Annotated in this window: 18 protein-coding genes and 2 pseudogenes; 12 read left to right on the top strand and 8 right to left on the bottom strand. The window is 57.9% G+C overall.

Annotation, left to right across the window (positions count from 1 at the left end; translation table 11 throughout):
• From BF12_RS22330 to zapB, 3 genes are all read left to right on the top strand, one after another.
• A partial coding sequence (locus BF12_RS22330; protein ID WP_035159579.1) for a hypothetical protein occupies positions 1–188 on the top strand: 188 nt, incomplete at its 5' end.
• 82 nt (positions 189–270) lie between these two features.
• On the top strand, positions 271–945 hold the full coding sequence (rsmD, locus tag BF12_RS0108140) for a 16S rRNA (guanine(966)-N(2))-methyltransferase RsmD (protein ID WP_024951848.1): 675 nt from the start codon (positions 271–273) through the stop codon (positions 943–945).
• Positions 946–1,174: 229 nt separating this feature from the next.
• Positions 1,175–1,429, top strand: coding sequence for a cell division protein ZapB (zapB, locus tag BF12_RS0108135; RefSeq protein WP_024951847.1), 255 nt, complete (start codon positions 1,175–1,177; stop codon positions 1,427–1,429).
• 129 nt (positions 1,430–1,558) lie between these two features.
• On the opposite strand, the gene BF12_RS0108130 is transcribed toward zapB, so the two are convergent.
• From BF12_RS0108130 to prfB, 6 genes and pseudogenes are all read right to left on the bottom strand, one after another.
• Positions 1,559–2,053, bottom strand: coding sequence for a GNAT family N-acetyltransferase (locus BF12_RS0108130; protein ID WP_051510841.1), 495 nt, complete (start codon positions 2,051–2,053; stop codon positions 1,559–1,561).
• Complete coding sequence (locus BF12_RS0108125; protein ID WP_024951845.1) at positions 2,050–3,027, bottom strand: hypothetical protein; 978 nt, start codon at positions 3,025–3,027, stop codon at positions 2,050–2,052. Before BF12_RS0108125 ends, BF12_RS0108130 begins: the two co-directional genes overlap by 4 nt.
• A 2-nt stretch (positions 3,028–3,029) precedes the next feature.
• Positions 3,030–3,353: a BolA family protein gene (locus tag BF12_RS0108120; protein WP_024951844.1), complete on the bottom strand. Its 324-nt coding sequence runs from the start codon at positions 3,351–3,353 to the stop codon at positions 3,030–3,032.
• 181 nt (positions 3,354–3,534) lie between these two features.
• Positions 3,535–3,918 carry a hypothetical protein gene (locus BF12_RS19265; RefSeq protein ID WP_035159577.1) on the bottom strand — a complete coding sequence of 128 codons (384 nt, stop codon included), beginning with the start codon at positions 3,916–3,918 and terminating at the stop codon, positions 3,535–3,537.
• Between the two features lie 313 nt (positions 3,919–4,231).
• Positions 4,232–5,770, bottom strand: a complete 1,539-nt coding sequence (lysS, locus tag BF12_RS0108110) for a lysine--tRNA ligase (RefSeq protein ID WP_024951843.1) — start codon at positions 5,768–5,770, stop codon at positions 4,232–4,234.
• Positions 5,771–5,938: 168 nt separating this feature from the next.
• Positions 5,939–7,036: pseudogene (gene prfB, locus BF12_RS19260) on the bottom strand (peptide chain release factor 2).
• 543 nt (positions 7,037–7,579) lie between these two features.
• Here prfB and BF12_RS0108085 point away from each other — a divergent pair.
• The 7 genes and pseudogenes from BF12_RS0108085 (at position 7,580) to BF12_RS0108060 (ending at position 16,173) form a co-directional block, all read left to right on the top strand.
• Entirely contained in the window at positions 7,580–9,214 is a 1,635-nt protein-coding gene (locus BF12_RS0108085; RefSeq protein WP_024951840.1) for a peptide ABC transporter substrate-binding protein, read from the top strand.
• Between the two features lie 156 nt (positions 9,215–9,370).
• Positions 9,371–10,393 carry a peptide ABC transporter substrate-binding protein gene (locus BF12_RS23120; protein ID WP_051510838.1) on the top strand — a complete coding sequence of 341 codons (1,023 nt, stop codon included), beginning with the start codon at positions 9,371–9,373 and terminating at the stop codon, positions 10,391–10,393.
• Entirely contained in the window at positions 10,315–11,064 is a 750-nt protein-coding gene (locus tag BF12_RS23115) for an ABC transporter substrate-binding protein (protein ID WP_084488029.1), read from the top strand. The genes BF12_RS23120 and BF12_RS23115 overlap by 79 nt, the downstream gene beginning before the upstream one ends.
• A 119-nt stretch (positions 11,065–11,183) precedes the next feature.
• Positions 11,184–12,124, top strand: a pseudogene (gene oppB / locus BF12_RS19245) (oligopeptide ABC transporter permease OppB).
• 12 nt (positions 12,125–12,136) lie between these two features.
• The gene (locus BF12_RS0108070; protein ID WP_024951839.1) at positions 12,137–13,060 is read left to right on the top strand and encodes an ABC transporter permease; all 924 of its coding nucleotides are present in this window, start codon (positions 12,137–12,139) and stop codon (positions 13,058–13,060) included.
• A 181-nt stretch (positions 13,061–13,241) separates the two neighbouring features.
• The gene (locus BF12_RS0108065; RefSeq protein ID WP_035159586.1) at positions 13,242–14,825 is read left to right on the top strand and encodes an ABC transporter ATP-binding protein; all 1,584 of its coding nucleotides are present in this window, start codon (positions 13,242–13,244) and stop codon (positions 14,823–14,825) included.
• Positions 14,826–15,096: 271 nt separating this feature from the next.
• Positions 15,097–16,173 carry a porin gene (locus tag BF12_RS0108060; RefSeq protein ID WP_024951837.1) on the top strand — a complete coding sequence of 359 codons (1,077 nt, stop codon included), beginning with the start codon at positions 15,097–15,099 and terminating at the stop codon, positions 16,171–16,173.
• Here the strand turns inward: BF12_RS0108060 and BF12_RS0108055 are convergent.
• A complete protein-coding gene (locus BF12_RS0108055; protein WP_024951836.1) occupies positions 16,127–17,137 on the bottom strand; it encodes an IS481 family transposase in 1,011 nt (336 codons plus the stop codon). The two genes, BF12_RS0108060 and BF12_RS0108055, sit on opposite strands and share 47 nt — an antisense overlap.
• 370 nt (positions 17,138–17,507) lie before the next feature.
• Positions 17,508–18,779, bottom strand: coding sequence for an OmpP1/FadL family transporter (locus BF12_RS0108050; protein WP_024951835.1), 1,272 nt, complete (start codon positions 18,777–18,779; stop codon positions 17,508–17,510).
• 434 nt (positions 18,780–19,213) lie between these two features.
• On the opposite strand from BF12_RS0108050, the gene BF12_RS0108045 reads away from it, so the two are divergent.
• Both BF12_RS0108045 and BF12_RS0108040 read left to right on the top strand, forming a co-directional pair.
• Positions 19,214–19,669: a MerR family DNA-binding protein gene (locus BF12_RS0108045; protein WP_024951834.1), complete on the top strand. Its 456-nt coding sequence runs from the start codon at positions 19,214–19,216 to the stop codon at positions 19,667–19,669.
• The gene (locus tag BF12_RS0108040) at positions 19,666–22,461 is read left to right on the top strand and encodes a heavy metal translocating P-type ATPase (RefSeq protein ID WP_024951833.1); all 2,796 of its coding nucleotides are present in this window, start codon (positions 19,666–19,668) and stop codon (positions 22,459–22,461) included. The genes BF12_RS0108045 and BF12_RS0108040 overlap by 4 nt, the downstream gene beginning before the upstream one ends.
• The last annotated feature ends 83 nt before the right edge of the window (positions 22,462–22,544 follow it).

Below are 22,544 nucleotides of genomic sequence, written 5' to 3'. Positions count from 1 at the left end.
GCTTCAGCTTGGGCGGCCTGCTCAGCAGCAATGCGATCAGCTTCAGTCTGGGCGGCCTGCTCAGCAGCCGGCGCCTGTTCAAGAGCCTGTTGCTCGAGGGCCTGCTGTTCAGGGGCTTTCTGCTCCTGAGCCTTATGTTTCTTGCGCTTGAAAAAACCGAACATGGCGAGACAGTCCTGAACTCGTGAAAGTGGCGTCATCCTACCATCCCTTGTGGGCTTAAGGTACGCACCACGCGGCATCCGACGTCGCACATGGTAGACTCGCGGCATGAAAAAACGCGCAACCTCCAAAGGCCCCACACGGGGTAAATCCTCAGCGCCCTCGCGTTCCGATATGCAGAGCGGCAAGCAGAGTCAGTCGACTGGTGGTGCCGGCCGCCTGCGCATCATCGGCGGGCGCTTCAAGCGTCGGCTGTTGACCGTGATCGATGCACCGGGCCTGCGCCCGACACCGGACCGTGTTCGCGAAACACTTTATAACTGGTTGGGCGTTCATGTCGGAGGCGCTCGTGTGCTCGACCTCTTTGCCGGTAGCGGCGCGCTGGGCCTTGAAGCCCTGTCTCGCGAAGCGGCCCACGTGACCTTCGTGGAGCGTGACAGCCGTGTGGCCCGCGCTCTTCAGGCGAATCTCGCTACGCTGGCGAGTGACGAATCATTACCCGCCAGCGTGATGAGTAATGAGACCATACACTGGCTCGATACAGCTCAGCCCCCTCAAGGCGGCATGGACCTGGTGCTACTCGACCCGCCCTTCCGACTTGATCTCGCGGCCCCCAGCTGTGCCTTGTTGGAATCACGGCACTGGCTCAGCGATAGCGCCATGATCTATCTGGAAGTCGAAGCCGGCCTCGACCCTGTCGTACCGGCCAATTGGCAGCTACACCGCGAAAGCCGTGCTGGCGATAGCCATGGCCGCCTGTATCAACGTCATCCGCCAGCCTGATTCGTGGAGAAAAAGGCTTACCGATCGACAGCCAAAGCGATCGCAGTACGGTTTTCGCTCTTGTGTCGGCTCAGGCGGCGTCGTAGTCTGCCTGCAGGCGGGTATCGCTGCGCCATCCGGCAAGGACTTCCGGAGCGGCTGATCTTCATCGCACCAGCATTCACCGCATACGTTTACCGCCCTTAACGAACATCCTCGAGCCGCCAACGTGGCTCGACAAGGAGATAGCATGAGCACCGAACTCTTTACCCAACTTGAGCAGAAAGTCGGCCAGGCCATCGACACCATCGAAATGCTGAAGATGGAAGTTGATGAACTCAAGGAAGAGAACCAGCGTCTAAGCGAAGCCAAGAATGGTCAAGGCGAAGAGCTTGAGCAGCTGCGTCAAGTCAACACCCGTCTGCAAGAAGAACGCGACCAGTGGGCTGGCCGTCTGGAATCTTTGGTAGCACGCTTCAGCGAAACGGAAACCCAGGACGCCTAAGCGCTCTGGAAACTGCAGCATCTGAAGACTGCAGCGCCTGACAACAACAATGCCGCCGACAGGAAACTGTCGGCGGCATTGTTGTTTGTGATGGTACGCAAAGCATGTCTGCAAGACCTAAACGTCGCATCAGCTCAGCGGACAGGACATCAGCACGGCATCCTCACGTCTCCCATCAGTGGCAGGGTAATAACGCTTACGAATGCCGTCCTCACAGAATCCGGCACGCACATAAAGTGCCCGCGCGGAGACATTGTCTGCGCGCACCTCCAATAACAGCCGCTCCAAGCCTGACTCGCGATGCCAGTCACCCGCGCGCAGCAGCGCACCTTTCAGCAGCTGCTGCCCGATGCCCCGTCCACGTTGCTCAGCATGGACAGTGATCGCTTCGACTTCCGCTTCAAAAGGGCCACGCGCCACCACCACGAATCCCGTCAACAGTTCAGCCTGCTGCGCCGTCGCTGGCAGATACACGCCCAGCACACAACGAGTGGTATCGCTGAGCACGCCCACTAGCTGATACTTGCTCATACCGTGCGGCTGACTCGCCTCAATGACGAGCAGCGCAGCCAGAGTGGCATCATCGAGCACCAACTCACGTAGCACTCCTGCCATCCGATTCATGCTGAATCGCCTGGAGTGGCACTCTCACTCTTCCAATCACGCCCCCAGCGTGCCAACAACGGCCATAGTGAGCGCTTGGCCTCACTGGAATGCGCCAATGCCGCCAACGAGGGGCCGTGCCAAACAGGAATGTTCAGCAGACTCGACTCGCCAATGCCATTCATCGATGACGTGACGCCCAATACCTTGCAGAGCGTTTGGCTGCTCTCGTCGTTGCCGAAGACAAGTAGACGTTCTGGCTGCCAATCGCGCCGCGCTGGCCCTGACAGGAAAGCTCGCAGTCCTTCCTGAGCTTCTTCCAACGGAGCACTGGCCTTGAGATTGGGCAACAACGGCCAACGGAAATTACTGAACGTGAGCTGAGTTGGCTCAGTGATTCCTGCCGCGCGCCATAACGCCTTCAGCAGCGCCTCACCTTGCAGATGTGGTGCCTCATCGCCGGGCAGCACTACCAGCCAACGCCCGTCGAGCGCAGCGATCTGCAAACTGAAGCGCAGCGGAGACTGATCAGCCGGCGGCGCAATAGCCGCTTCGTCAGCTACCTCAACTGGTGCAGGCATCTTGTCAGGCGGCGTCCCCCAAGAGGCGGTACTACCCTGCTCCGAAGGCAGTGAGGCCGACGCCGCGGGAGCTGACAAGGCCGACGCCGCCTTGGCGACTGACGCTTTCGATGGTTGGACAGACTCTGCCATGCCCAGCAAGGCACGTGCACTCTGTGACGGCGGCGGACCCGCGGGACGAGCGGGGGTGTCATGCGCGAGCGCAGCCAAAGACACCGCCGGCGGTGTCGTCGGACGTGGCGCCTCATCAATCAAGGCATGCAAGCGCGACTGGGGAGCCACGGCCTCGGGCGTGATCGGTTCCGGCCATTCACATGCCTGAGTGGGGAGTGCATTGGGCAGTTGATAACGGCCAACCCAAGCCGTCAGTCCCATGGCATCCAGATATTGCAGGCGTTGCGGTTCAGGAGTCATGGTCAATGCTTACCGTCGCTCTTCCCGCCACCCAAGCAGTTGGGAGAATCAGGGATCTCGCCGCCACGCGCTGTCCACTCAACCGGCGTATAGAGATGTAGCGCAAGTGCATGCACAGGGCCCTCGAGCTCTTCCTTGAGCAGTGCATATAGCAGCTGATGGCGCTTGACGCGCATCAGGCCGGCAAAACGCTCACTGACCAGCGTGACCTTGAAGTGCGTCTCGGAATTGGCCGGAACGCTGTGCATATGGCTCTCGTTGACCACCTCGACCATCAGGGGGGCGAGTGTCGTGAGCTTAGTGTCGATCTGGGTCTGGATGCTCATGCGCGATCTCCTTGAGGGTGGCGGCCGCACGATAGGCATGCGGACAAAGGCGTTGGCGTCGACGGTATGATAGAACGCAAATGGCCCCGGACACATCGCCCGGGGCCATTGTAACGTCTGTCGCCATGACTGACAGCGGTCGCTATCAGTGGAAAGACAAAGACGTTGCTAAAAACGTCTCTCAGTCGAGATCGGCGAGTAGCTCGTCATCCACTTCGCAGACTTCAAGCGGCGCCTCGTCATCGAGATCCACTGCCAGATAGCTGTGCTCGACGGTGATAAAGCTATTGAACAGCGCCTTATCCAACGGCTGGGGCCAATGGCGGGTGTCTTCTTCCCAGGCACGTAGCTCACTTTCAAGCACATCCAACCAACGCTCGGACACGAAGCCATCCAGCGCCTCACGAGTATCCATCTCGGGAATCAGGTAGACGGTACTCTCCTGATTGACATCCTCCAGCGCTAGATCTTCGCCTCCCTCACCATCGGACTCCAGCGAGTTGATCCAGTCGACAAACGCCTGGGTCGGCTTGACGCTCAGGGCGGAACGGTTAAGCAGCTTCATTCTGCACTCTCCAGGACATTCAGGGACAATTCCCAAGATAAGACACACCGCTCGCCTGCCGTGCGTGACATGCCACACGCACATAAAGGCCGGTGAATCTCGGGGCGCTGCTGTCGGATATCATCGTGTAAAAAGGCCGACAGACAAGACGCCGACCATTATGGCCGCTCGCAGGCGACAAAGCCAAGCGTCGCCGCGCCTCGTCGTTCATGACGCGACGCAATGTACCGGCTCACGCACACGAAAAACGCCCTCGATCATGAATCGAGGGCGCTGAGGAGCAGCGGTGCTGTTCGTCACTCCGCCAAGCGACTTAGTCTTGCTGCGGACGCATCGCCGGGAACAACAGTACGTCACGAATAGAGGCACTATCCGTCAGCAGCATCACCAGACGATCAATGCCGATGCCTTCGCCAGCTGTCGGTGGCATGCCGTATTCCAGCGCGCGCACGTAGTCAGCATCGTAGAACATGGCTTCGTCATCACCAGCATCCTTCTCGGCCACCTGTGCCTGGAAGCGTTCCGCCTGGTCTTCTGCGTCGTTGAGCTCCGAGAAGCCATTGGCGATCTCACGACCACCGACGAAGAACTCGAAACGGTCAGTGACGTGCGGGTTGTGGTCATTACGACGCGCCAACGGACTGACTTCGGCCGGATATTCAGTGATGAAGGTCGGCTGGTCGAGACGGTGCTCGGCGACTTCCTCGAATATCTCGGTCTCGAGCTTGCCCAGCCCCCAGATCGGCTTGACCTGAATACCCAGACGCTCGGCCGTGGCGCGCGCTGCCTCGAGAGTAGCCAGATCATCATCGCTGATGCCATCGCTGTACTTGATGATCGACTCACGCATGGTCATCTGAATGAAGGGCTGGCTAAGATCGTACTCGCTGCCCTGACAGGTAATCTGCATGGTACCGAGCACTTCCTGTGCCGCCGTGCGAATCATGTCCTCGGTGAGGGCAATCAGGTCACGATAATCGGCATAAGCCCAGTAGAACTCCAGCATGGTGAATTCGGGGTTGTGTCGTGTGGACAGCCCTTCATTGCGGAAATTGCGATTGATCTCGAACACACGTTCGAAGCCACCCACCACCAGACGCTTGAGGTACAGCTCCGGCGCGATACGCAGATACATCTGCATATCCAGCGCATTGTGATGCGTGATGAACGGACGCGCCGTCGCACCACCCGGAATCTGCTGCAGCATCGGCGTCTCGACTTCCATGAAGCCACGGTCGCTGAGGAAGCGACGGATGGAGGCGACGATACCGGCGCGCATGGCGAAGGTGCGACGCGACTGCTCGTTCATGATCAGGTCGACATAACGCTGACGATAGCGCATTTCCTGATCAGACAAACCGTGGAACTTGTCCGGCAGCGGGCGCAGGTTCTTGGTCATCAGTTGGGCAGTTTCGATCATGACGTACAGATCGCCCTTGCCGGACTTGTGAACCGGACCGCTGGCGCCAACGATGTCGCCAATGTCCCAGCTCTTGATATCTTCGAGCAGCGCTTCCGGCAAGCCTTTCTTGTCGACGTAGAGCTGAATCTGGCCGGAGACTTCCTGCAGCACGATGAACGGGCCACGTTTACGCATGATACGACCAGCGACGGCCGCCTTGCGATCGAGGGTCTCGAGCTCGGCCTTGTCTTTCTCGCCAAGCTCGGCCAGTAGATCAGCGGCGAGGCTGTCACGGCGGAAATCATTGGGGAAGGCGCTCTTGCCTTCGGCAGCAGCCTGCTCGCGACGAAGGCCAAGTTTGGCGCGACGCTCGGCAATCAGGTGGTTTTCTTCCTGGGCCTGTTCGGTGGCCTGCTGCTCATCAACGGCGGGGGTCTGCTCTGTCGACATGGAGGTGCCTGTCTCGTGTCAAAGGGTCATGGCCAACAGGCCACGACAGATCATGATCAGACTGAGAGGAGTCTCCGCCAGCTCTGATCGCGATACGGGAATTCATGGCCTCCACCGCACTGAGCGGTGGAGGCGAGGGAAGCCCCAAGGGTCAGCGAGTGCCGAACCTTAGAGCCCCATCTTGAGGCTGGCGACGATGAAATCATCAAGATCGCCATCGAGCACCTTGTCACAGTTGCTCGACTGGACGCTGGTTCGCAGGTCCTTGATGCGCTGGTCATCGAGGACATAGGAGCGAATCTGGCTGCCCCAGCCGATATCAGACTTGGAGTCCTCGAGTTCCTGCTTGGCCGCGTTGCGCTTTTGCATCTCGCTTCGTAGATACGCGCCTTCAACATCTTCATGGCACGATCACGGTTGGAGTGCTGGCTACGCTCGGTCTGGCAGGCCGCCACGATGCCCGTGGGGACGTGGGTGATACGTACCGCCGAGTCAGTGGTGTTGACGTGCTGACCACCTGCACCCGAGGAACGATAGGTATCGGTACGCAGATCAGCCGGATTGATGTCTATCTCGATGTTGTCATCGATTTCCGGCGATACGAACACGGACGCGAACGAGGTGTGACGACGGCCGCCGGAGTCGAAGGGGCTCTTGCGGACCAGACGGTGCACGCCAAGTTCAGTGCGCAACCAGCCGAAGGCGTAATCACCTTCAACATGAATGGTCGCGGACTTGATACCGGCCACTTCACCGGCACTTGCCTCGACGATTTCAGTCTTGAAACCGTGATGCTCAGCCCAACGCAGGTACATGCGTAGCAGAATATTGGCCCAATCCTGCGCTTCAGTGCCGCCGGAGCCTGACTGAATATCGAGATAAGCGTTGTTGGCATCCATTTCACCGGAGAACATCCGGCGAAACTCGAGTTTCTCGAGACTGGCCTTGAGGTGGTTAAGCTCGCGGACAACTTCGTCCACGGTGCCTTCGTCCTCTTCATCAACCGCCATTTCCAGCAAGTCGCTGCAATCGGTCAGACCGTTGCTCATGTCGTCGAGGGTCTTGACGACCAGCTCCAGCGACGCGCGCTCCTTGCCAAGCTTCTGAGCGTATTCCGGGTCGTTCCAGACGTCCGGGCTCTCGAGCTCGCGGGAGACTTCCTCTAGCCGATCCTGCTTCTCGGCATAGTCAAAGATACCCCCTCAGGACTTCTGCCCTTTCGGACAGGTCCTTGATGAGGTTCGTGATCGGATTGATCTCTTGCATGGTCGTCCTGTCTTGAGGCGATGATGCGTGAATGGGTGCGCGGCGGCCCTGTCATGAACAACAGGTTGCAAGACGTGCGTGCGAAGATGCACGCGCAAGCCGACGACGCGCAAAGCCCGATATTGTAGCCATTTCCCTGCGTGGCGACCATGCCCGCCCCATGATCCGTGGCCAACTTGCTGATTACACGTTGGCCTCCGTCACACTTGCAGCCAAAGGCTCTCTGCTTCTCTGAGCTTCCAGACGCAGGCCCAGCAATGCTCAATCCTCGAGAATGTCGCCACTCTCCTCTCACTTTTCGCGAAGCTGTCGACCTCTTGCACGCTTTTTGCGCGACTGCGACCAAAGTCATTCAAACGACTGTAAGTCATCAAATGCCTTGTTTTCCGCGTCTTGCATGATGCTTATCGAATACATGCATAGCCTATCCATTTTTTAACATGGACAGCATGACGTCGAAGGCTCAATGGTAAAGGAAGTAGGCTCATTGATAGAGCACGACTGGTTAGACCACTAACAACAATAGCGAGAGACTCCCTGACTATGGCATTGCTGCGCACCCCATCACATCACACTACATCCCATCGCACCGCTCCTCGCCTACCGTTATCGCGGCTGGCGGCCTCTCTGCTGCTGGCAGGTGGCCTTGCAGCCTCAAGCGGCGTACTCGCTGACACTCTAAAACTGGCCATCATGGGCGAACCGGCCTCGCTGGACCCACAGCAAATCTCAGGCACTTGGGAAAATGACGTGGTAGGCGACCTGTTCGAGGGACTGGTCACCGAAGGCGCCGATGGTGAACGCATCCCCGGCGCGGCGAAATCCTGGACAGTGTCTGATGATGGCACCACCTACACCTTCTCCCTGCGCAAGAATGGCAAGTGGTCTGACGGAAAACCCGTCACTGCCGAGGATTTCGTGTTCGCTCTCCAGCGCATCATGACGCCATCCAATGCCTCGGATTACGCCTACATCCTGTATCCGATCAAGAATGCCAAGGCCATCAACAGCGCGAAAGCAAAGCCTGAAACACTCGGCGTGCGTGCCGTGGATGACTACACCCTCGAGATCACGCTAGAGCGCCCAACACCTTACTTCCTGGATCAACTGTCGCATTACACCGCTTACCCGCTGCCCAAGCATGTGGTCGAGAAGTACGGCAAGGACTGGACCGACCCGGGCAAGATGGTCTCCAACGGTGCTTTCGAGCTGACCGATTGGCAGCCGCAATCGAAGATCGTCGCGGCCAAGAATCCTGAATTTCATGATGCCAAGGATGTCGCGCTGGATGAGGTGATCTATTACCCCATCGAAGAACGCAACAGTGCTCTGAAGCGCTTCCGTGCCGGCGAGATAGACATCGCACGTGAATTCCCGACCCAGAAATATGGCTGGCTGAAGGAAAACCTGCCGGAAGCCACCCACGTTGCACCCTATCTTGGCATCTATTACTACGTGCTCAACTCCCGTGATGGTCACGCCACTGCCGACCCGCGCGTGCGTGAGGCGCTCAACCTTTCCATACGCCGTAAAATCATCACCGACAAGATTCTCGGTACTGGTGAAGTTCCGGCTTACAGCTTCGTGCCTACGGGCGTGAACCACTACGAAGTTCAGGAGATGCCCTTCAAGGACATGTCGATGGATGAGCGCATGCAGAAGGCCAAGGCGTTGATGGCGGAAGCGGGGTACGGGCCGGACAATCCGCTGGAACTGACGCTGCGCTACAACACCAGTGAAGACCACAAGAAGGTGGCCGTCGCTGCCGCTGCCATGTGGAAGCCGCTGGGCGTCAAGGTCAACCTGTTCAACTCTGAAGTCGCGGTGCACTACGAGGACATGCGTCAGGGCAAGTTCGATGCAGGCCGTGCTGGCTGGATTGGCGATTACAACGATGCCCAGAACTTCCTCAATCTGCTGGAAACCGGCGTGCCCAACAACTATGGCGCGTATTCCAACCAGGCGCTGGATGACGACATGAGCAAGGCCGCCAACACGCTCGACATGGATGATCGCGAAGCGCTGATGCAGGACGCTGAGCGCAAGGCACTGGATGACTATGCCGTGCTGCCGATCTACTACTACGTGTCGCGCAATCTGGTGAGCCCGAAACTCAAGGGTTGGCAGGACAATATCGAGGATATCCACCGCTCGCGCTGGGTCTCGTTCTCCCAATAACGCTTCACGCCCAAGCGTGAATGCGCTCCCGACCTTTTTGCGTCGGGAGCCTCCGCCCTCTCGCTATCCATGCTTCATGCAGCGATAGCCAAGAGAGTGACGTCCGCCATGGATGGCAATGACGCGTCGCCCTACTGGCGACAAGGAGCCTGCAGCATGAACCGTTTTCCCCCTGTCGATCGCCTTGCTGGCGCTCGTCTTGGCGTGGCCGCGCGTCACGTCTCGCGCCAATCACTACCCGCGATATTCGTAAGTACCGGCCTATTACTGTCAGGCCTACTTCCTTTCTCACCGGCACAGGCAGCTGACACCGAGCCGCTCTCACCTCAGCACGCCCCGCAAGTATTGCGCATCGCCAATGGTGCCGAGCCCGGCTCACTCGACCCCCAGCGGACCAATGGCACTTGGGAGACGCGTATCACGCGCGACCTGTTCGAGCCGCTGATTGCCTACGCAGCTGACGGGACGCTGATAGCGGGACTGGCCGAGCGCTGGGAGGTCTCCGATGATGGCCTACGCTGGACCTTCCATCTGCGCGAAGGTCTTGAGTGGTCCGACGGTACTCCGCTCACTGCACAGGATGCTGTCTTTGCGTTACGTCGTTTGATGACACCCGAAACGGCGGCGCATAACGCCACGCTCTACTATCCGATCATCAATGGTCGTGCGGTCAATACTGGCGAGCTACCACCGGAAAAACTCGGTGTCTCGGCACCCGACGCACAAACACTAGTCATCTTGCTCAGCCATCCTTCCGCGACGCTCGAACAGACATTGGCGATGAGTGAAGCCGCGCCACTGCCCCGCCATATCATCACTGCCAGCGACAGTCAGTGGACGCGCCCCGCGAACATGGTCAGCTCTGGTGCCTTCGTCCTGAAGGAATGGGCACCGCAGTCACATATAGAACTGGCGCCGAACTCGCACTATTACGCTGCAGGCAAGGTCGCGCTCGACACGGTGGTCTATCTGCCCATCGAGGAAGGCCACGCCGCGCTCAATCGCTTTCGGGCCGGTGAGGTCGATATTGCCTATAGCGTGCCCGCCAGCCACTTCGCATGGATAAAGAAGCACCTGCCTGAGGCACTGCATACCTACCGATTCTCGGGGAGTACTTCTACGCATTCAATCTACGCGACGGCTCACCCGTCGCAGACCCACGTATTCGGCGTGCGCTGAACCTGGCCACTCGTCGTGACGTGATCACCGAGCGCATCCTTGGCATGGGGCAGATCCCCTCGCTGCACTTCGTGCCAAATGCGCTCACTGATCACACCGGTGGCCGGTTTGATTTTGCTGACTGGCCAATGGAAAAGCGCATGGCACGTGCCCGCGAACTGATGGCAGAAGCCGGTTTTGGTCCAGAACATCCTCTGGCACTGGAGCTGCGCTACAACACGCTGGAAGACCACAAGAAGATCGCGGTGGCATTGGGCGCAATGTGGAAGCCACTCGGCGTTGCCGCCACCCTGACCAATACCGAGGCTGCCGTTCACTATCGTGATTTAGCACAGGGCAATTATCAGGTGGGCCGCTACGGCATGATCGCAACGATTGCCGATGCCTACGACTTCCTGAACGCCTTCACTTCCGATAACACCTCGAACGCACCCGGCCTGCATTCACCGACTTATGACGCGCTGATCTCCGCTGCTGCGAGTGAAGGCGATGCCCAGGCACGCCGCCAGCACTTGCATGAAGCCGAACAGTACCTGCTCGATAATGACGTGGTACTGCCGCTTTACGACTACGTAACTTCGAGTCTAATTACGCCGCGCCTAGAAGGCTGGGCACCCAATGCACTGGATGTGCATCCTAGCCGCTTCATGCATTTCGAGGCCTCACCATGACGATCCTTCAGGGCCCATTGCTGATGGCTTGATTGCTGACAGTCCATTACCGCGACGAATCATCCCTACCAACAACAACGACGACCTACAGCCGGGCCATTGCCCGGACGGAGCACGCGATGCTGATCTACACACTCAAACGACTACTGCAGGCGGTCCCCACCCTGCTGATCGTGATTACCCTGCTGATCGTGATTACCCTGTCGTTCTTCTTGATGCGCGTTGCCCCCGGTGGGCCATTTGATGGCGAGCGACGGCTGCCGCCCGAGATCGAACAGAATCTGCGCGCGGCCTACCATCTCGATGAGCCGCTACCAATGCAGTACCTGCGCTATCTCGGGGATCTGGTGCAGGGCGATCTCGGGCCATCCTTCAAGTACAAGGACTTCGATGTCAGCGAGCTGATCAGCCAAGGCTTCCCTGCGAGTCTGGAACTGGGGATGTGGGCAATCATCGCCGCATTGCTGGTCGGTGTGCCATTGGGGGTGATCGCTGCGCTCAAACGCAATTCGACGGCGGACTACGTAGTAATGAGTACGGCACTGGCCGGCATCGCGGTGCCCAATTTCGTGATTGCCCCGATGCTGGCGCTGGTCTTTGGCGTACTGCTGGGCTGCCTGCCGGCGGCTGGAACGATGGTGCCTGGCAGAACCTGCTACTGCCGGTCGTGGCGCTATCCATTCAGCAGATTGCGTATATCGCCCGCATGATGCGCGCCAGCATGATCGAGGTATTGGGCAGCCACTACATTCGTACCGCGCGCGCCAAGGGCCTCAGCGAATGGAAGGTGATTCTGCATCATGCGCTGCAACCCGCGATGCTGCCCGTCGTCTCCTACCTCGGCCCAGCGATCGCCGGCATCATCACTGGTTCGGTCGTGATCGAGCAGATCTTTGGTATCCCCGGCATCGGTCGCTACTTCGTACAAGGTGCGCTCAACCGCGACTACACCCTGGTCATGGGCACAGTGGTGTTCTACGGCGCCTTGATTCTGGTGCTTAACCTGATCGTCGACCTGCTTTACAGCGCGCTCGACCCACAGATTCGCTACGACGACTGAGACGAGGCCAACATGTCCCACACTACTCCAACGCCTCACGGCCACGCCGCTGCCAGTATCCTTGATGGCAAGCCACCTGCTGCACCAGCCGGCGACAGTCTGACTCGCGATGCCTGGCGCCGTCTCAAACAGAACCGTGCTGCCATGTGCAGCCTGGTGGTAATGGCCGTGATCATACTGGCCTGTCTGGTCGGCCCTTGGCTGACACCCTTTGAACTCGACGAAGTGGACTGGGATGCCATTGGTACTGGGCCAGACCTTGCCTCCGGCCATGTGTTCGGCACTGATGTCAACGGTCGTGATCTGCTCACTCGCACCCTACACGGCGGCCAGATCTCACTCTCGGTGGCACTGGTGGCCACCTTCGTCAGCCTGGTGATCGGTGTGCTGTACGGCGCGATTTCCGGTTACTTCGGTGGGCGGGCCGACAACCTGATGATGCGCTTCGTCGACATCATGTATTCGCTACCGTTCATGTTCTTGGTGATCCTGCTGATGGTGGTCTTCGGCCGCAATATCTTTCTGATCTACGCGGCTATCGGCGCGGTGGAATGGTTGGACATGTCGCGCATCGTGCGCGGCCAGGTACTGGCACTCAAGAAGCGTGAGTTCGTCGAGGCAGCCCATGCGCTGGGAGTGCGTGACCTACAGGTCGTGACCCGTCACCTGATCCCCAATGCGCTAGGCCCGGTGATCATCTACGTCACCCTGACGGTGCCCAAGGTCATTCTGTTGGAGAGCTTTCTGTCGTTCCTCGGCCTCGGCGTACAGGAACCACTGACCTCATGGGGCGTGCTGATTTCCGAAGGCAAGGACATGATGGAAACCGCACCCTGGATGCTACTGGTACCGTCGATCTTCCTTGCCGCCACCCTGTTTTGTCTCAACTTCCTCGGCGATGGCCTGCGTGATGCCCTCGATCCCAAAACTCGCTGATACCGGAGCGCTGCTGATGACCACTTCCCACTCCCTCTCCGGTACTGATCACCCTGTCGATGGCGCTTCGCGTCCTTCAGAAAACGCCGGCAATGCACCTCTCAGCGCTGGCGATCAGGCGCGTGCCGACACTCTCTCCCGCCTTGGCCTTGAGGCCGAGGTACCAGGCACACCATCTCTGATGGAAATCGAAGATCTACGTGTCGACTTCCAACTACCGGACGGCCCCGTCCCTGCGGTCAAGGGCATAAGTTTCACCCTCAACAAGGGTGAGACACTGGCACTGGTGGGCGAGTCGGGCTCCGGAAAGTCGGTGACATCTACGGCTATCCTGCGCCTGTTGCCGGAACTCGCCGAGGTGCAGGGCACCATCCGCTTGCGTGGCGAGGATCTGCTGACTGCCTCGACACGGCGTATGCGCGAACTACGCGGCAATCGAATCGCGACCATCTTTCAGGAGCCGATGACCTCGCTTAATCCGCTGCACCGCGTTGGGCGCCAGATTATCGAAGTCCTCTCTCTGCATCGTGACCTCAAAGGCCGTGCAGCGCGTAACAAGGCTCTGGAACTGCTGGAGCAAGTCGGTATCCCAGAGCCCGCGCGGCGTATTGATAGCTATCCCCATGAGCTGTCCGGTGGCCAGCGTCAACGCGTGATGATTGCCATCGCGCTGGCCTGTGAGCCGGACCTGCTGATCGCCGATGAGCCCACTACCGCGCTCGACGTCACGGTGCAGGCTCAGATTCTTCGTCTGCTCAAATCTCTGCAGAAGCGCTATGGCATGGCGATTCTCTTCATCACTCACGATCTCGGTATCGTGCGCCACTTCGCGGACCGCGTATGCGTGATGCGCTACGGTGAGCTGCTCGAAAGCGGCACGACACACGACGTGTTCGACAACCCTCAGCATGACTACACCCGCATGCTGATCGATGCAGAGCCTAGCGGTGAAAAGGCGCCCGTCGCCAGCGATGCTCCCGTATTGCTCTCGGCACGCGATGTACGCGTCAGTTTCACGATCAAGCGACCGCTATTCGGACCCAAAGTGGCCTTCGAGGCCGTGCGCGGCATTGATCTGGATGTTCGTCGCGGCCAGACCATCGGCATTGTCGGCGAGTCCGGCTCTGGCAAGTCGACCCTCGGACGCGCCCTGCTGCGCCTGCTCAAGAGCAAGGGCCAGATCAATTTCGATGGTATCAATCTCTCACCGCTGGATGCCGCAGCGCTGCGTCCGCTGCGCTCACGCATGCAGGTCGTCTTCCAGGATCCCTTCGGTTCGCTGTCGCCCCGCCTGACCGTGGGCGAGATCATTAGTGAGGGCTTGCGTGTACATCATCCTGAGTTCAATCGCGCCCAGCGTGATGCCAAGGTCTGCGAGGCACTTGACGAAGTCAGCCTCGATCTCTCCATGCGCAACCGCTATCCCCATGAATTCTCAGGAGGTCAGCGCCAGCGCATCGCTATTGCGCGGGCACTCGTGCTCAAACCCGAGTTTCTGCTACTGGACGAGCCAACCTCGGCGTTGGACCGCTCGGTGCAGGTCACGGTGATCGACCTGCTACGCGACCTGCAAGCGCGTCACGGGCTGACCTATCTGTTCATCAGCCATGATCTGGCAGTGGTACGCGCACTTTCCGATCACCTGATCGTGATGAAAGACGGTGAGGTAGTAGAGAGCGGCAGTACGCGCGCCATCTTCGAAGCGCCTAGCGAGACCTATACACGTGAGCTGATGCAGGCTGCTTTCGCGCCAGATCTCGGGTAAGCGCTCATTCGTTGACTGAAGACAGGATTCATCACGCTTGATGGGCGCCACGCGCGCCCATCAAGACCCCGTTTTGCCTTGAGGAAGGTGTGCTACATGCCGCTGATGCCTGAGAGATAGCAGTAAGCGTCCAGATACCTTCCAAGAGTCAATGGAACCGGCCATGACAATAAAACGAACGTCGGTTTTATACAGAGTGCCAACACTCTGACACGTTCCGAAGCAGGAGGCTTCGGTATAACCACCACCCCTTGGGTAATCAAGAGAGACGATGATGCACAACACAACAAAAGCCAGCATCCCGACCCTGACGCTCACCCCTTCACGTTTGCGCCGCATCTGGCAGACAGGGCTTCTCGGCACAGGGCTATTGGCAATGGCAAGCCCCAGCCAAGCCTTCGATGTCTACAAGACAGACACAGACCGTGTCGAGTTCAGCGGCCGTTTATCAGCCTACGCCGTCTTTCAGGATGGCAAGGACGATGAGATCTACAATGGCGGTTCGCGCGTGCGATTGATCCATGAACATCAGTTTCAGCAGGGCTGGAGCTCGATCATTCGAGCCGAATGGGGCGTGGACCCCTGGTTCAAGGATGGCACCGATGCCCACTACAAACGCATGCTCTACGCGGGGGTCGCGCACGATAAATGGGGCAGATTCACTGCCGGCAAACAGTACGGCCCTTGGTACGACATGATCGCGGTCAATACTGATTGGTTCTGGATCAATGGCGGTGAGGCTTCCGGCACCTTCGAAGGCAGAAATGGCGATGGCGGCCTGCACGGCACCGGTCGACCGGACAACTCCCTCTACTGGAAGAAGGACTTCGGTCAGTTCACGACAGGTGTAATGTATCAGCTAGGGCATGACGGCAAGCATGGCAATGACTCACCCGTGTTCCAGAACGGCGTGATCGTGACAGATGACAACGGCCTTCCTGTCATGGAGCGCGAACTCTCCGGATATGAACGCGACTACAGCTACGAAACCGCTCTCAACTGGCAGCCCAATGAAGACGTGACGATCGGTGGGGTCTATCACCATACCGAGCTAAGCGATTACGACAATAACGGCGCCAGCGAAAACGGCGATATCGATGCCTGGCTATTGGGCGGGCACTGGTCGCCAGGCAATTGGTATATCGCCCTCGTAGGCGGCGAATATCGCAATCACATTGCCGGTAGCACCTTGGACTCTTCAGAGGCGTTCGTCGACAAGGCGCGTGGCGTCGAGTTCATTACCCACTACAGCTTCAAGAATCTCGTGCCCGGCAGCGATGCCATCGAGGTCTACGCCGGCCTCAACCACCTGAAGGATACTGATAGCTGTCGGGTTCCGTCTGATTGATTACAGCTTGAGTAAACAACTCCGGTCGTTCGACCTGCCATTTCTTTATTGCTGCTATAGGCGCTTTGTGGTGTAGTGCCTTCTGAGGAATGTGGTAGTTATATAGCCAGCAATAACGCTCGAGCGTCTGTTCCAAGTCCTCACTTGAGTCATAGCGCCGAGTCGCCAATACATCACTGATACGGCCATTGAAACGCTCCACCATCCCGTTCGTCTGCGGTCTTCCCGGTTTGATCAATCGATGTTCGATACCATGGCTTTGGCACTCCTGATCGAAAAGATGGCGCCCGCTGGGATTACGCTCACCACCCACGGTGAAGCGATCGGTAAAGGATTTACCATTGTCCGTGAGCACGGTTCGAATCGTGAAGGGAGCCTCCTCTTCCACACGCTTCATGAACGCCCGGGCATCCTTTGCAGATTGACTTGATCTGACCTCCAGATACACCCACCGAGTGGCACGATCAATCGCGACGTAGAGATAACGCTTGTGATCTTCGTCAGGCATTTGGGGCAGATGCTTGATATCTATGTGCACATACCCGGGCTCATAATCCTTGAAAGGCCGATGCTTAGGCTTCTCGTCGCCTTCCGCGTCTCGACGCGCCAGCTTGGCGAGAGTTGGCACTTCACGCCGTTTGAGCATGCGCTGAAGCGCGGAACGTGACAGTTTGGGGTTCAGGAATTCACGAGCAACGACAAGTAGATCATCGAGTCCCAGCCGTAGTAACTCACGAGCGGCGATGACTATCTCTTCCTGTTCTGAGGTCAGAGTGGCCAGTAGGTTATGACGTGTGTGAGAACGATCCTGGACATCATCACTATAACGCCAGCGCTGGATAGTTGAGACGCTGACCCCAAACTGACGAGCAAGATCTTTGTTGGTCAAGCCGGCAGGAGCTGCTTGGATGTCGGCACGAATTTTCGGTGTCGTCGTCGCTTGCTTATGCAGCTTGATGTCCATGAAGCCTTTCCTGAATAAATTGCTTGATGAGCTCACGCGAGACTAACAAAGGATAGCTTCGTTGTGAAATCCGATCATCCGGCACCTTACAGATAGCGAAGCTCGCTACGCCTATCAGATTCTCGGCAGCGCCTGGCTGATCGATGACTTCGTTTTCTCTGCCGAGTACCGTTTCGACAATAGCCGTCAGTCAGATGGCAGCAAGTACAGCGAAGAACGTGACCAAGTCATGGTTCTGGCACGCTATGACTTTTAGATAACGTCAATCATCAACAAGATAGACAAAAAAAATGCCCGGTCATGTGACCGGGCATTTCTGTATCAAGCATGGCGCTCAGCAGCTCATGAAGCGGCGCCATTCAAGCTCGCGTTAGAAGCGATATGTCGCACCCAAACCAAAACCATGCGCTTCGTTTTCATATTCAGCTTCATATGTACCGCGATTGGGCTCGCTCAGGTTGACAGTCGCTGTATCTTCCCAAAGATAGGTGTAGGCCATATCGATGGTCAGCTCAGGCATCGGTGTCCAGCCAGCACCCACAGAGAAGATGGTGCGGTCACCGGATGGGATACGCGCACTGCGGTGCTCATCGACAGTCGGGCTATCATCGAAGGCCAGGCCCGTGCGCAGAAGCCACTGCGGATTGAGCTGATAGCTGAGACCCACGGCATATTGCCAGCTATCCTTGTAGCCCTGCTCCTCGACAATATCATTCATGTTGTCGACTTCCACCGCAATTTCATCGAAGCGGCTCCAGTGCACCCATGTCACGCCTGCCATCAGTGTCCAGCGGTCATCCAGCTGATGGGTCATGGATAGATCGATGCTTTCTGGCAGCGTGACATCCAGTGATGCATCCTGCTTGGTGCTGAAATTGCCAGTACTGCCGTTGAAGACATTGTTGTATTTGGCATCACCGTCGAGGCTGTAATCCACCTTGGAGCGATAGGACAGCCCGAGGCGCGTGCTCTCGACCGGCTGGAAGATCACGCCAACGTTATACCCCCACGCCGTATCATCCCCCTTGATCTTGACCTTGCCATCACCTGTGCCAGTGAAGTCGGCCGTGTTCGACGTCAGCTCCCCCTTGACACTGTTGTAGGTCACGCCAGCACCCACCGCCCACTTATCGTTGATGCGATAGGAAACCGTCGGCTGAGCGGTGACAACCTCAACCTCACTGTAGTTGGCAAAGTAGCGCCCCTTGAAATCAGAGCCGTAATCAGTGATGACACCGAAGGGTGCATAGACCCCGAAACCTAACGTGACACGATCATTGACTGGCTGAACATAATAAAAGGAGGGGATAGCAGTCCCCGGCACCATGTCGCCATCATTACCACCCGAGACAGGTCGTCCAGCGGCATCCGTGGCAGTCGTAACATCGATATCCGTATTCACATCGAGATACGTCACGCCACCCGTGATCTGGGCACGATCAAGGAAGGACATACCGGCGGGATTACCAAAGACAGTAGAGGCATCATTGGCATTGGAGGCGCGGCCAGCGAATGAGGTGCCCTGAGAACTAACGCTTTGTTCGTTTAGCTGGAAAGCACCGGCTTGGACGCCACCAGCATAGGCAGTGGCAGCAGCTGCCAGTGCAACTCCGAGGGTTAGTTTATTGATGTTGTTTTTCATTATTGATGGCGTCCCATTGCAGATGGCTTGGAGAGCTGCATGTTGTTGTTATCGTTCGTTGATGCATAGCCCTGTCACATACGTTGTGGGCGAGTCGCGCGCCCAAGTCAAGGCCGAACGTTTGTTTGAATGTGGAGATTTCTAGTATTCGGGGAACTTTCAGTCACAACGGTAATAGCGCTAGATCGCTAAGCCTATGTCCTGCGGCCTGTTTGCACGTTTAATCGTAGCGTTTAAAACACTCGGCTCCGCGCAAGATCTTCTCTAGCCTATTGGTCGAATATCAGATTTATTGTATGTAGATGATCGCTTGACCTATGTGCAGCACATAGGTCTTACACTGATGATCGACATCAAAGGCATATGCCTGAAAGGCTGATGACAGACTTGCCAGATACGTTTCAGGCCTCAAGAATCTAAAGGGAGGTTGTGCAATGAAAGTCGCTGAGCTGGCCCACGCCGGTGGCGTCACTGCCGAGACGGTTCGCCACTACACCCGCCAAGGTCTGATTACCGCGCAGCGTGATCCTGATAACAATTATCAGCGCTTTGATCAGCACGCACTGACACGTCTCAAATTCATCAGCCAGGCACGCCAACTGGGCTTCAGTCTGGCTGATATCAGCCAGATTCTGGAGCAGGCGGATCATCAAGACTCACCCTGCCCGCTAGTACGCGACCTGCTGAAGCAACATCTACCGAGAGTCCGTGAGCGCATTCGCGAGCTGGAAGCGCTGTCCGAACGCATGGAGTTAGCGCTTGATAGCTGGCAGAAAATGCCCGACGGCGTACCAGACGGTAATAGTGTCTGTTGCTTGATCGAGGGGCTTCCTCAAGAAGCTCTTAGCGATATTTCTACCACTGAACATTCTGACGGGAGCACATCATGAGTCAGGTAACACTCCCCGAAAAACGCCTACTACGCACACAAGGCCTGAGCTGCCAAGGATGCATCAGTGGCATTCGTCGTACGCTGCTGACGCAGGATCCACAGGCTGAATTGATCGGCTCACCCGATGATCAGTTGTTACTGATCCATAGCCAACTGAGCGAAGAAGCGCTGCAGAAAGTCGCACAAGAGAGTGGTTATCCACTCGAGCGGGCTACACTACCTGAGAGTCGCACAGTGTCTCTGGAGGTGCATGGCATGCACTGCCAGAAATGCGTGGCCAAACTACGCACAGCCCTCCAGCACTGGGATGAGAGTGCCGAGGTCAGTGGTGTTCCGGCTGACAATGCCTTGCAGGTAGACAGCGCTCTACCGCGAGCACTACTCGAACGCATAGTGCTCGATAGTGGTTACTCGCTAGAAGCCGTTGAAGACTCTGATGCTGCTGTCGAGACCGTGGCTACCACTACGCAAACGACGGTTGAGGACAATCCGGCGCCGGTAACCAGCGCCGCTTCCGGGAACAAGGAGTTCTCGCTGGCGGGCATCACGTGCGCCAGCTGCGTTGCCACCATTCAAAAAGCGCTGGATGGGCTCGAAGGGGTGGAAAGTGCAGAGGTCAATTTCGCCTCGCGCAGTGCTCAAGTGAAAAGCCAGCTTGATGAACAAGAGATCATCAAGGCGATCGAGGGCGTCGGCTACGGCGCTAGCCCCGTAGCCGACCCTCAGGCCAGCGATCAGCAACAGCAAGAGGATGCGCAGGACGAGTACCGCACGCGGATTCGCGACAGCGTGCTGTCACTCGGGATCGGTATTCCGTTGATGATCAGCATGTTCTTTCATCATCCCGGATTCGAAGGAGCGGAGCGCGGCGTCTGGCTTGCCATCGGTGCCGCTGTCTTCGCGGTGCTGGCAACAGCAGGCCGCGGCTTCTTTACCAGCGCATGGAAGGCGTTCACCCATCATCAGGCCAACATGGACACCTTAGTGGCGCTGGGTACCGGTGCCGCGTGGTTGTACTCGATGGGCGTGCTGCTGTTCCCCGAAATTGTGCCCGAGGCGGCACGCGGGCTTTATTTCGAAGCGTCGACCATGATTGTCGGTTTGATCAGTCTGGGGCAGGCACTGGAAGTCCGCGCACGTGGTCGCACTCAGCAGGCGCTACGTTCGCTGCTTGACCTTCAGGCTCGCACAGCTCGAGTGATACGCGAAGGTGAAGAGCGCGAAATCGATGTCGATGACGTGCGCAGTGGCGACAAGGTACGTATCCGCCCAGGAGAGCGTATCCCTGTCGATGGCAGCGTGGTCGAGGGCCAGAGCCACATCGATGAATCGATGCTCACGGGTGAGCCTTTGCCTGTCTCGCGCGGCGTCGGTGATGACGTTGCCGCTGGTACGCTCAACACACGCGGTAGCCTGGTATTCGAAGTCAGCCGCATCGGCAGTGATACACGTCTTGGTCGCATCATCAGCCAGGTGCGTCAGGCGCAGAACTCACGCCCTCCCATCGGACGACTCGCGGATACCATTTCCGGTGTCTTCGTTCCCAGTGTGATGATCATCGCGATCATTGCTGCGCTGCTCTGGTTCAATTTCGGGCCTGCTCCGACCGGTGTCCACATGCTGGTGGTCGCAACAGCGGTGCTGGTGATCGCCTGCCCATGTGCCTTGGGCCTGGCGACGCCCATCTCAACCATGATCGGTGTCGGCAAGGCTGCAGAACATGGTGTGTTGGTGCGTAGCGGCGAGGCATTGCAAACAGCCAGCCGCCTCACGGCCCTGGTCGTGGACAAGACCGGCACGCTGACGCGCGGCAAGCCAGAAGTCACTGAAACACATATCGTGGCAGGGGAAGACGAAAGCAGCGTACTGGATGCTGCTCATGCTCTGGAGCGCGGCTCCGAGCACCCGCTGGCTGCTGCACTTCTGACGCATATTGAAGCTCAGCGGCCACAGGCATCTCGCGCCAGCACCTTCAGCGAGTATCACACGCTCAGTGGACGCGGTATCAGCGCCAAGGATGATGAAGGCCGTGTCTGGCGGATGGGCAATGCTGCAATGCTGGAAGACGCCGGGATCAGTCTCGCACCGCTGGCCGACGTTATCTCAGTGCTTGAGGACAATGCGCGCACCTTGATACTGATGGCTCGTGATGAGGCATTGATTGCCGCTTTCGGCCTGGCAGATCCGCTCCGTGAAGATAGCCGCGAAGCAGTGGCTCGCCTGCATGCCATCGGACTGAAGGTAATCATGCTGACTGGCGACAATGCGCACACTGCAGCAGCAGTCGCCCGTGAAACAGGCATCGATGATTATCGTGCGGGTGTCTCGCCTGATGACAAGCATGATGAGATAGCACGCCTACAGCAGGCAGGGCACGTGGTCGGTATGGTCGGTGATGGCATCAATGATGCACCGGCGCTGGCGCTGGCAGATGTTGGCTTTGCAATGGGAGAAGGTACCGATGTCGCCATTGAGACCGCCGGGATCACACTGATGCAGCCGTCATTGGGAGGCATCGCCGATGCCATTTCCATCAGCCAGGCCACATTGCGCAACATCAAGCAGAATCTGGTCGGCGCGTTTGGCTACAACCTGATTGGTATCCCCATTGCCGCCGGCATTCTCTACCCATTCACAGGCATCTTGCTCTCGCCCGTCATTGCCGGACTGGCCATGTCACTGTCATCCGTCACCGTGGTGACCAATGCCAATCGTCTGCGTGGGTTTACACCACCTAGCGGCACTCAGACACGCACTGAATCCAACACCTCGCAAGGAGACTCAGCATGATGTGCATACTCGTCAACGTGATCGGTCTAGCCCTGATGGCAGCGATTGTCTGGTGGTTCTGGCTCGCCAAGTCATGAACCACG

The organism is Cobetia crustatorum (assembly GCF_000591415.1).
Classification (GTDB): Bacteria; Pseudomonadota; Gammaproteobacteria; order Pseudomonadales; family Halomonadaceae; genus Cobetia; species Cobetia crustatorum.
This window is presented reverse-complemented; position numbering and strand designations above follow the sequence as displayed.

Coding starts and splice junctions, on each gene's coding strand:
- BF12_RS0108085 (WP_024951840.1), top strand. CDS start 7,580: ATGGCATTGCTGCGCACCCCATCACATCACACTACATCCCATCGCACC.
- BF12_RS0108125 (WP_024951845.1), bottom strand. CDS start 3,027: ATGACTCCTGAACCGCAACGCCTGCAATATCTGGATGCCATGGGACTG.
- zapB (WP_024951847.1), top strand. CDS start 1,175: ATGAGCACCGAACTCTTTACCCAACTTGAGCAGAAAGTCGGCCAGGCC.
- BF12_RS0108060 (WP_024951837.1), top strand. CDS start 15,097: ATGATGCACAACACAACAAAAGCCAGCATCCCGACCCTGACGCTCACC.
- rsmD (WP_024951848.1), top strand. CDS start 271: ATGAAAAAACGCGCAACCTCCAAAGGCCCCACACGGGGTAAATCCTCA.
- BF12_RS0108070 (WP_024951839.1), top strand. CDS start 12,137: ATGTCCCACACTACTCCAACGCCTCACGGCCACGCCGCTGCCAGTATC.
- BF12_RS23120 (WP_051510838.1), top strand. CDS start 9,371: ATGAACCGTTTTCCCCCTGTCGATCGCCTTGCTGGCGCTCGTCTTGGC.
- BF12_RS0108045 (WP_024951834.1), top strand. CDS start 19,214: ATGAAAGTCGCTGAGCTGGCCCACGCCGGTGGCGTCACTGCCGAGACG.
- BF12_RS19265 (WP_035159577.1), bottom strand. CDS start 3,918: ATGAAGCTGCTTAACCGTTCCGCCCTGAGCGTCAAGCCGACCCAGGCG.
- BF12_RS0108050 (WP_024951835.1), bottom strand. CDS start 18,779: ATGAAAAACAACATCAATAAACTAACCCTCGGAGTTGCACTGGCAGCT.
- lysS (WP_024951843.1), bottom strand. CDS start 5,770: ATGTCGACAGAGCAGACCCCCGCCGTTGATGAGCAGCAGGCCACCGAA.
- BF12_RS0108120 (WP_024951844.1), bottom strand. CDS start 3,353: ATGAGCATCCAGACCCAGATCGACACTAAGCTCACGACACTCGCCCCC.
- BF12_RS0108040 (WP_024951833.1), top strand. CDS start 19,666: ATGAGTCAGGTAACACTCCCCGAAAAACGCCTACTACGCACACAAGGC.
- BF12_RS0108130 (WP_051510841.1), bottom strand. CDS start 2,053: ATGAATCGGATGGCAGGAGTGCTACGTGAGTTGGTGCTCGATGATGCC.
- BF12_RS0108065 (WP_035159586.1), top strand. CDS start 13,242: ATGGAAATCGAAGATCTACGTGTCGACTTCCAACTACCGGACGGCCCC.
- BF12_RS0108055 (WP_024951836.1), bottom strand. CDS start 17,137: ATGGACATCAAGCTGCATAAGCAAGCGACGACGACACCGAAAATTCGT.